The 9,126-nt window shown below is 63.8% G+C and carries 6 protein-coding genes and 1 riboswitch; of the genes, 4 read left to right on the top strand and 2 right to left on the bottom strand.

Going from position 1 to position 9,126, the window contains the following annotated elements:
• Both AC1DKV_RS39510 and AC1DKV_RS39505 read right to left on the bottom strand, forming a co-directional pair.
• Positions 1-3,388 (bottom strand): adenylate/guanylate cyclase domain-containing protein (locus tag AC1DKV_RS39510; RefSeq protein WP_477139633.1); only part of this gene is annotated, 3,388 nt, incomplete at its 3' end.
• Between the two features lie 224 nt (positions 3,389-3,612).
• Positions 3,613-4,500 (bottom strand): LysR family transcriptional regulator, encoded by an 888-nt coding sequence (locus tag AC1DKV_RS39505; RefSeq protein WP_477139634.1) that lies wholly within the window; start codon positions 4,498-4,500, stop codon positions 3,613-3,615.
• 140 nt (positions 4,501-4,640) lie between these two features.
• On the opposite strand from AC1DKV_RS39505, the gene speB reads away from it, so the two are divergent.
• The 4 genes from speB to AC1DKV_RS39485 form a co-directional block, all read left to right on the top strand.
• On the top strand, positions 4,641-5,618 hold the full coding sequence (gene speB, locus AC1DKV_RS39500; RefSeq protein WP_477139632.1) for an agmatinase: 978 nt from the start codon (positions 4,641-4,643) through the stop codon (positions 5,616-5,618).
• 112 nt (positions 5,619-5,730) lie between these two features.
• Positions 5,731-6,879, top strand: a complete 1,149-nt coding sequence (locus AC1DKV_RS39495; RefSeq protein ID WP_477139631.1) for a branched-chain amino acid ABC transporter substrate-binding protein — start codon at positions 5,731-5,733, stop codon at positions 6,877-6,879.
• A gap of 266 nt (positions 6,880-7,145) precedes the next feature.
• The gene (locus tag AC1DKV_RS39490) at positions 7,146-8,516 is read left to right on the top strand and encodes an MFS transporter (protein WP_441622385.1); all 1,371 of its coding nucleotides are present in this window, start codon (positions 7,146-7,148) and stop codon (positions 8,514-8,516) included.
• A gap of 87 nt (positions 8,517-8,603) precedes the next feature.
• Positions 8,604-8,703: riboswitch (glycine riboswitch) on the top strand.
• A 149-nt stretch (positions 8,704-8,852) separates the two neighbouring features.
• Positions 8,853-9,126, top strand: a 274-nt coding sequence (locus AC1DKV_RS39485) for an FAD-dependent oxidoreductase (protein WP_477139630.1), incomplete at its 3' end; no start/stop codon positions are given.

Here is a 9,126-nt window from a genome sequence, read left to right as displayed (position 1 = left end):
GGTCGTGTGTATCCAAGCCTTCGTCGAATGCGCTGTATCGATMGGCCAGCAGCCGGCTGGCGTCATCCTTTTTGCCTTGCTGCTGCCAAAGCCGGCTCAAAGACATCACCGCGCGCAGTTCCAGGGATCGGGCGCCTTGGCGGCGAGCGAGCGCGATCGCTCGCAGGAAGCTGGCTTCGGCTTCGCCTTGGCTGATGTGCCCCGCGCGTTCGGGGCACGGCTCCATCAGCATTAGCTCGCCATGGAGCCGATGTAATTCGGCTTCGTACACGCGCTCGCCGGTGCGGTCGGCCTGGCCCAGTGCCTCGGCAAGCGTCGCAAGCCCTGCTTCAGTTTGCCCCGTTTTTGCGAAGGCTTCGGCCAGCAGCATAAGGAAGTGAGTCCGCAACACTTCGGCCCCCGTGGCGCGGTACGCGCTCAAGCCCTGCTGTATCAATTCAATGCCCTCTGTCGCGCGTCCCTGCCCGGCCAACGCCCAGCCAAGAAGAATGGTTCCACACGCCAATCCGAACGGCAGGCCGAAGTCGGTGGCGAGGTCGACGAGCGCCTGCGCGAGCTCMATTGACGGCTGCACTTCCCCGCGGAGCAGGCGGACTTCGGCGGCAAAAAATAGCGCGTCGGCCGAGTCCGAGGGATGGGAAGGCGTCTGGGCCAGGGCGAGCGCCTCCTGGCTGCGCGCTTGGGCTTGATCCGGGTAGCCAAGCAGCCAGAGGTCCATGGCAATGTGGTTCAGCCCCTGCACACCGGGCTCCAATCCATAGATGAAGGCATGCGAATGGTGTTGTGAGGGGTCATAGAGCGCCATGGCTTGCTCCAGATGCGCACGGGCGGGCACCAGTTCGCCAAGATAGAACAAGGCGGTTCCCAGCGCCCGACGCGCCTGGACCAATAACGCAGGATMCTGCGACGTTTCGGCAAGCGTCACCAATTGCTCTGCCAATTCGCGCGCGGTCTGGAGTTCAGCCCGAACTGTGTAGAACGTGCGCAGCCCCAGTATTGCAGGGAATAGATGGAGGGTTTCGCCGAGCTGCCGACACAGCTCCAGGGCGCGCGCGTACGCTGCCCCCACTTCCGGGGCGGCGAAGCCCCTGGTGGCCATCCAGGCCGGACCGAGGGTGATCTGGAGTGCAAGTTCCTGCTGTGCGCGTTCCTTGCTATCAGGCAGCGTCGCGAGCAGGGTCAGCGCCATGGTGAGGTGGGTGACGGCTTCTGCGTCGGCGGAGCGTTGCACTGCCTGGCGTCCGGCACGGTGCAGGTACTCCACGGCTTTTGGCGTGTTGCCGCTGCGGCTGAAATGATATGCCAGCTCGCTGCAGTGCTCCTCGAGCTGGGCGCTAAACAGGGCCTCGATCGCCTGGGCCGTGCACTCATGCAGCGCACGACGCCGCTCGCTTAGCAGGGAGCCGTAGGTCACCTCCTGGGTCAGCGCATGCTTGAAGCTGTACTCCACCTCCGGAAACGCCGGCTGCTCGTAGATGAATTCCCCGGCTTGCAGCCGCGCCAGCAGGCTCCTCGTTGTGTCCTCGGGCTGCTCGACGACGCGCGCGAGCAGGCTCCATGGAAATACCTTGCCGATCACCGCCAGGGTCTGCAGCAGTGCTTTCTCGGCTGGTTGCAGGCGGTCGATGCGGGCGGCGAGCACCCCCTGCACGGTGGCCGGGATGTGCAGCTTGCCCGGGATCTGCTCGAGACGGTAATGCCCGCGCTCGCCTCGCAGCACCTGCCCCTCGACCAGGTCCTGCACCACTTCCTCGATGAAGAATGGATTGCCTTCGGTCTGCGCCAGGATCAGGTGCTCGAGCGGAGCAATTCCGGCGGCATCGCCCAGCAGGGCTCGCAGCAGTTCCCGGGCTTCGGCTTCGCCCAGGGGACCCAGGCGTAGCTGGGTGTAGTAGCTCTTGCGGCTCCAGTCGTGCCGGTACTCGGGCCGGAAGTTGACCAGCAGCAGGATGCGGGCGCTGGCCACGCTCTCGCCGAGAAAGCCGAGGAAGGCCTCGGTTTCCCGGTCGAGCCATTGCAGATCCTCGACGATCAGCTCCAGCGGCTGGGCCAGGCTTTCCCGCACCAGCAGCCGCTTGATCGCCTCGAAAGTGCGCTGCTGGCGGATCTGGGCGTCCATCGGCGCCAGCGCCGAGTCAGGCTCGGCGGCCCCCAGCAGGTGGAACAGATAAGGCAGGCTGTCTTCGAGCGCGCGGTCCAGCGTCAGGAGCTTGCCGGTGAGCTTCTCGCGCCGCCGGCGCTCATCGTCCTGCGCCGTGATCTGGCAGTAGTTGCGCAGCAGTTCGATCAGTGGCAGATACGGATAGGCCTTGCCGTGCGACACCGAGAAGGTTTCCAGCACCAGGCAATCGCGCGGCGCGAGCAGCTTGAACTCATGGCAGAGCCGCGACTTGCCGACCCMTGGCTCGCCGACCACGCCGACGATCTGACCATGTCCGGCCCGCGCCCTTGCGCGCGCCTCATATAGTTGTTMAAGCTCGCGGGCACGGCCGACAAAGCGCGCCAGCCCGCGGCTGGCCGACACCTGCAGCCGGGTGCGCAGCGGGCCGGGGCCGAGCACTTCGAAGACYGCGAGCGGCTCGGGCAGCCCCTTGATCGGCGTCGCGCCGAGCGCCTTGAACGCGAAATAGCCTTCGGTCAGGTTGTGGGTGTGTGCGCTCGCGACGATCGAACCGGGCACCGCGATGCTCTCCATGCGCGAAGCAATGTGGATCGATTTGCCCACTGGGTCGTAGTCAGTGTGCAAGTCCTGGGTGCGGATCGCGCGCACCACCACTTCGCCGGAGTTGATGCCGACGCGGATCTGCAGCGCGATCCMCTGGGCCAGGCGCACTCCGTCGGCGTAACGGCGCATGGCCTCCTGCATGCGCAGCGCCGCCAGCAAGGCCCGCTGCGGATGGTCTTCGTTCGCGATCGGCGCGCCGAACAGCGCCAGGATGCCGTCGCCCATCGACTTGGCCACATAGCCCTCGTAGTGATGCACGGCCTCCATCATCAGCGCCAGCACCGGGTCGATCAGGCGTCGCGCATCTTCGGGATCGAGGTCATGGATCAGTGCGGTCGAGCCGGCCATGTCGGCGAACAGCGCGGTGATTGTCTTGCGCTCGCCGTCTGACGGACCGCGAGCTTCCATCTCTGCTTGCGCCGCCCGGATGCGCTCGGCCAGATAGGGAGGCGTGTAGTCGATTGGCGTGTTGGGCGCACAGGTCGAGACAGGGAGCGTGCCGCCAGGAGGTCCACTTAGCGATGCGCCGCATTCGCTACAGAACTTGGCGCTCGCAGCCGCCCCCTGGCCGCAGGCCGGGCAGACGCGCACAAGCCTGGCGCCGCATTCCTCGCAGAACTTTGCGCCTGCCGCATTCTCGAACCCGCAGATTGCACAGCGCATGGGCTAGGCACCCTTTCCGGGCGCATGGAAGATTCACCTATTAGATGTTATCAATTGCGCCCCAGAAATCGAGATATGTTCACACGCGGAGTGCATGCATACCCTCTTCTGGTGTGGAGCGGCGCAAAACGTGCACAAACGCGGGGGGCGCCAGGATGCTTTAAGCAAGAACGCGCCGAATMAGGTGTGATGCGTCAGCCGCCGAGGCCCCCGGACGTTACCCGTTACCTCCCCTTCTTTGCGGCCTCTCCAAGGTGATCGATCAGCGCCAGCACGGTCCGCGTTTCGCGCGCKCCCCGCCGCGTGATGATCTTGAAATCGAGATGCGTGGTGTAGCGCTCTGGCGCAATACGGCGCAACAGGCCGGGCGCCACCCACGCATCGGCATAGTGCGGCGGCAGGAAGCCAATGTAGTTCCCGGACAGGATCAGCATGGCGCGCCCTTCGACGTTATCCACCATCGCTGCAGCCTCCTGCATCCCGAGCAGGTCAAGCTCCTGGCGCCCGAGGTAGCCGCGCGTCGCCAGGTTCGCACTGGCAACCTGCTCCGCCTGGCCCTTCTGACCGGCATGGGAGAAGAGCGGATGCGGCGATGCGCAGTAAAGTCCTTGCTCCTCGCGATAGAGCATGCGGTAGTCCAGGCCCGCTACCGGGTCCGGAAACGGTCCGACCGCGAGGTGGAGGCTGCCATCCAGCACCCGCTGTTCGAGGCGGTTGGGCGAGTCGATCTCGATATGTAGCTGCACCTTCGGCGCGGCTTGGCCAAAGCTGCGGATGGCGGCCAGTTGAGGCGCCCCACGGTCGGTAAGCGTGGCCTCGATCAGCCCCAGGCGAAGTACGCCGTGAAGCTCACGGCGGATGGTCCCGGCTTCCATCTGGAAGGTGTCCACTGCCGCGAGCAGTCGCTGGGCCGCAGCGTGCATTTGCTGGCCCTCCTCGGTCAGGCGAAACCCGCTGCGCCCGCGCTCGCACAAGCGCACACCCAGTCGGGTCTCGAGTTGCGTCATGTGCTCGCTGATGCTGGACGCGCCAATGCCCAGCAGCGATTGCGCCGCGGCAAAGCCACCGCATCCCACGATAGTTTCGAAGATTCTCAGTAGCTTGAGGTCCACATCGCGGAGTTTCACGTTCCCGTCTTTAGTTCGGATTTTAACGAACTGAAGTTCTAAACATTCTGATTGTACCGGACCATGCCGTTGTCCAGAATGAACTCGTCCCCACCGCATCAACGAAGAAAGGATTAGTGAACGCGATGTCTGAAAATCAATATGAGAAGGGCCGGCTCGACCTCCCATTCGTCGGTATCTGCACGTTCGGCAAATCGCCGCTCTGCCTTGACTGGGATGCCATCGACGCCGACGTGGCGGTCATCGGCGCGCCGTTCGACTGTGGCACCCAATGGCGAGCCGGCGCGCGTTTCGGGCCGCGCTCGATCCGCGAGGCGTCCACGCTGTTCTCCTTCGGCCACAGTGGCGCCTATGACTTCGAGGACGATGTCGTGTACATGCCGGCCAGCGAGGTCAGGATGGTCKACATTGGCGACGCCGATATGGTGCATACCAATACCGAAAAGTGCCATGCCAACATCGAATACGGGGTGCGCAAGATCCTGAAGGCCGGCGCGCTGCCCGTGGTGCTAGGCGGGGATCATTCGATCAATATCCCCTGCATCGCGGCCTTCGAAGGCCAGGAGCCGTTCCACGTGGTCCATATCGACGCCCACCTGGACTTTGTCGACGAGCGGCATGGCGTGCGTCACGGTCACGGCAACCCCTTGCGCCGCGCCGCGGAGAAGAGCGTCGTCAGCGGCATGACMCAGATCGGCATCCGCAACGTGTCCTCTACTGCACGCGAGGGGTATGCCCAAGCACGCGAGATGGGCTCGGACATCATCTCGGTGCGCCAGCTTCGCAAGCTCGGCATCCAGGGGGTGCTGGACCGCATCCCGAAGGGCGTACGCTATTACCTGACCATCGACATCGACGGGTTCGACGTCTCCATCGCGCCTGGCACAGGTACCCCGAGCCATGGCGGGCTGACTTACTACGAGGGTCTGGAATTGTTCGCTGGCCTGGCCGAGCAGGGCGACGTGGTGGGGATCGACCTGGTAGAAGTCGCTCCCGACTATGACCATACGGGATCCACCGCCATCCTTGCCGCGCAGCTTTTGCTCAACACGATCGGCCGGGTGATGCACCAGCGCAAGCTCAAGCGCGCCGCTGCGCGCTGAGCGCTGAACGCAAAAGGGGCCGCGTCGTCATCAGGCATGCCGTCGTCTTTACATGGCCATGCAGCGCGCCATTCAGCGGCGTCGCGCGACCTGGCAAAAAAGGGGAGCCGCAATGTTTCGTCAATCTCGTTTCTGGGCAGGCCTGGCCGCCGGCGTGCTGGCGTGCCCGTTGCCGTCCTTCGTCATGGCTGCGGAGCAGCAGGTCGTCAAGGTCGGCCTGACGGGGCCACTGTCCGGMCCGCAGGCCGCCATTGGCAAGGACAATGAAAACGGCCTGCGCATGGCCATCGATCAACTGAATGCGCAAGGCCTTGTCGTCAACGGCAAAGCCGTGCGTTTTAGCCTGGTCTCCGAGGACGACGCCGCAGATCCGCGCACCGGCATGTCGGTTGCCCAGCGCCTGGTGGACGGGGACGTGAAGGTGGTGTTCGGGCCGTTMAACTCGGGCGTCGCCATCCCGATCTCCCGCCTGCTGGACCAGGCCGGGGTAGTGATGGCAACGGTGGCTTCGAACCCGGCAGTCACCCAGTCCGGGTACACCTATGTCTTCCGGATCTCGGCCAATGACAGCCAGCTTGGCAAGCGCATGGGCGAGTTTGCTTCGGTCAAACTGCGCGCCAGGCGTTTCGCGGTCATCGACGACCGKACCGCCTACGGCCAGGGTGTGGCGGACGAGTTCGTCAAGGCAGCCAGGGCGCAAGGCATCGAGATCGTCGCCCGCGAATACACCTCGGACAAGGCCGTAGACTTCGTCCCGATTCTGACCCGAATACGCGGCATGAAGGTGGACGGCATCTTCTATGGTGGCTACTACTCGCAGGCCGGACCCCTGCGCAGCCAGATGAAGCGGCTCGCCATGGCCGACGCCTATCTGCTCGGTKGCGATGCGATGTGCAATATCGAACTGGCCAGGCTGGGGGGCGATGCCGTGGACGAGCATGTGTACTGCCCGCAGGGCGGTCCCGTGCTCGAGAACACCGGCCCGGGGCGCCAGTTCAAGAGCGACTACAGGAAGCGCTACAACACCGATMCGCTCACTTACAGCGCGTCTATCTATGACGGCCTCAGGTTGGTAGCCCAGGCGATGAAGACAGCCAACTCGGTCKAGTCGGCGCAGTACCGGGCAGCGCTGGCGGGTATCGATATGGAGGGCGTGGCCGGCCGATACCGCTTCGACCCCAACCGCGACCTGCGGGATTCGCCGATCACCATCTACACCTACCGCAACAGCGCCCTGGTGCCATTGCCGCAGGACAGGTAGCGCCAGTTCGCTGGCATGCCTCGTCGGCGGGCGCGACATAGCCGTGGCATCGGGATTTCGTTTTCTTGTCGATGGATCGGCGATCCGCTGTATCGCTGCGCCTTCTTACCCTGCATAAGGAGTTCAACACCCCTTATTACCCACAGAGCAGATCCACAAGACACACAACAAGACACACCACAAGACTGGTCGCCGGTTGCATGCGGCAAAAGCCCATGCCTGGATAGACGTAGCGCGACCAGGACAAAATAATCCGGAGACAGAGTATGAGTAACACGAAATCCTTGCGCGGCGCGGAGGTGCTACCAGGTGGCAATCGCCCGGGATACCCGGCGAGCCAGGCCCGCAGCAGCGCCGTGGATGCCGACACCAGGCAGGTACTGCGCCGCGCTACCGCGGCAGGCTTTATCGGCACCTTTATCGAGTGGTTCGACTACGCCGCCTACGGCTTTCTTGCAACCGTCATTGCGGTAGTGTTCTTTCCCAAGAGCGACCCGACCACCAGCCTGATGGCTACCTATGCCGTATTCGCGCTGTCCTTCGTCGTGCGTCCGATCGGAGGGGTGATCTGGGGGCATTTCGGCGACAAGTTCGGCCGGCGCAATACGCTGTCGCTGTCGATCATGATCATGTCCTGCTCGACCTTCCTGATCGCCTTCCTGCCGACTTACGGGCAGGTGGGCTTGTGGGCGCCGGTACTGCTGCTTGTCATCCGGCTGGTCCAGGGCTTCTCGGCTTCAGGCGAATACGCCGGCGCCTCKGCCTTTCTTGCCGAATATGCACCGAACCGCAAGCGCGGGCTCTACACCAGTGTCATCCCTGCCGCGGAAGCCGCCGGCCTGCTGTTCGCGTCGCTGTTCGTCGCCGGGCTGCATACGGTGCTGACCTCCGGACAGTTGCTCGAATGGGGCTGGCGCGTGCCGTTCCTGCTKGCCGCCCCTTTTGGGCTGGTTGGCCGTTACATCCGGCTTCAACTAGAAGATACGCCGAAGTTCGTCGCGATGGAGCACGCCAATCACGCACCGCAGGCGCCGCTGCGCGAGTTGCTCACCTCGCATCGCCGTACCATGCTGGTCGGCTTCGGCGTGACCTGCCTGAACGCCGTCGGCTTTTACTTGTTGCTCAGCTATATGCCTGTGTACCTGTCAAAGGAACTCGGCATGAGCGACTCGGTGTCCTTCCTGGTCTCTACCGTATCGCTGGCCAGCTATGTCGTGATGATTTTCGTGATGGGCCTGCTTTCCGACCGGTTCGGGCGGAAGACGATGCTGGTTTCCGCCTGCATCCTGTTCGCGCTCTTCACGGTGCCGCTGTTCCATTCGCTGTCGAGCGCCAGCATCGTCGGCATCTTGCTGATTCAGGTGGCACTGGGCGCCTTCCTCACCATCAACGACGGCACGCTGCCGTGCTTCCTGTCGGAGAGTTTTCCGACCCGCGTGCGATATAGCGGCTTTGCACTGTGCTTTAACAGCGCGAACGCCTTGTTCGGCGGCACCGCCCCCCTGGTCGCGACCTGGCTGATCAGCGCCACGGGCAATAAGCTTGCACCAGCCTGGTACCTGGTCGGGGCTGCGGTGGTGTCGCTGATTGCCATCCTGGCCAGCCGTACGCCTTCGGGCGGTGCGTTACCGGACTAAGCAAGCAAGGGGCGCAGCTTGACGCATCGGCTGTGATCCCGGGCAGCCCGGCCGCAAATCGGCCGCTAAGCGKCCACTAAGCGGCTGCAAGACGACGCAGGAGAGACCGGGGATGGTACGTGCCATCCCCGGCGCCGACGGAGCAACCACCCCGGAAACTMTCAGGCAAAAGGACTGTGGCGTCGATTCAAGAATCTGGAGAGTGGCATTGCAAGGAATGCCCACCGAAGGGGACGGCACCGGTCACCGGCCGCTGCCAAAGCTCTCAGGTACCGGGACAGATGGGGTAGGAAGCCGAGGATTCGGCCATCGCTTTGCCTGACAGAGGACCCTGCCATGTCTCAAATCATAGTCATAGGCGCCGGCATTACCGGCGTCACCACCGCCTACACGCTATCGAAACTCGGATACGAGGTGACTGTCGTCGACCGCCATCTTTATCCCGCCATGGAGACGTCGTTCGCCAATGGCGGCCAGCTCTCCGCGTGTAACGCGGAAGTCTGGAACAGCGCGGGAACGATACTAAAAGGGCTGAAATGGATGCTGAAACGCAACGCGCCGCTGCTGGTGAACCCGAAGCCGTCGTGGCACAAATACTCGTGGATGGGGG

This window comes from Cupriavidus sp. 05T41 (assembly GCF_056396525.1).
Note: the sequence above shows the minus strand (reverse complement) of the source record. Positions and strands in the feature narration are given on the sequence as shown.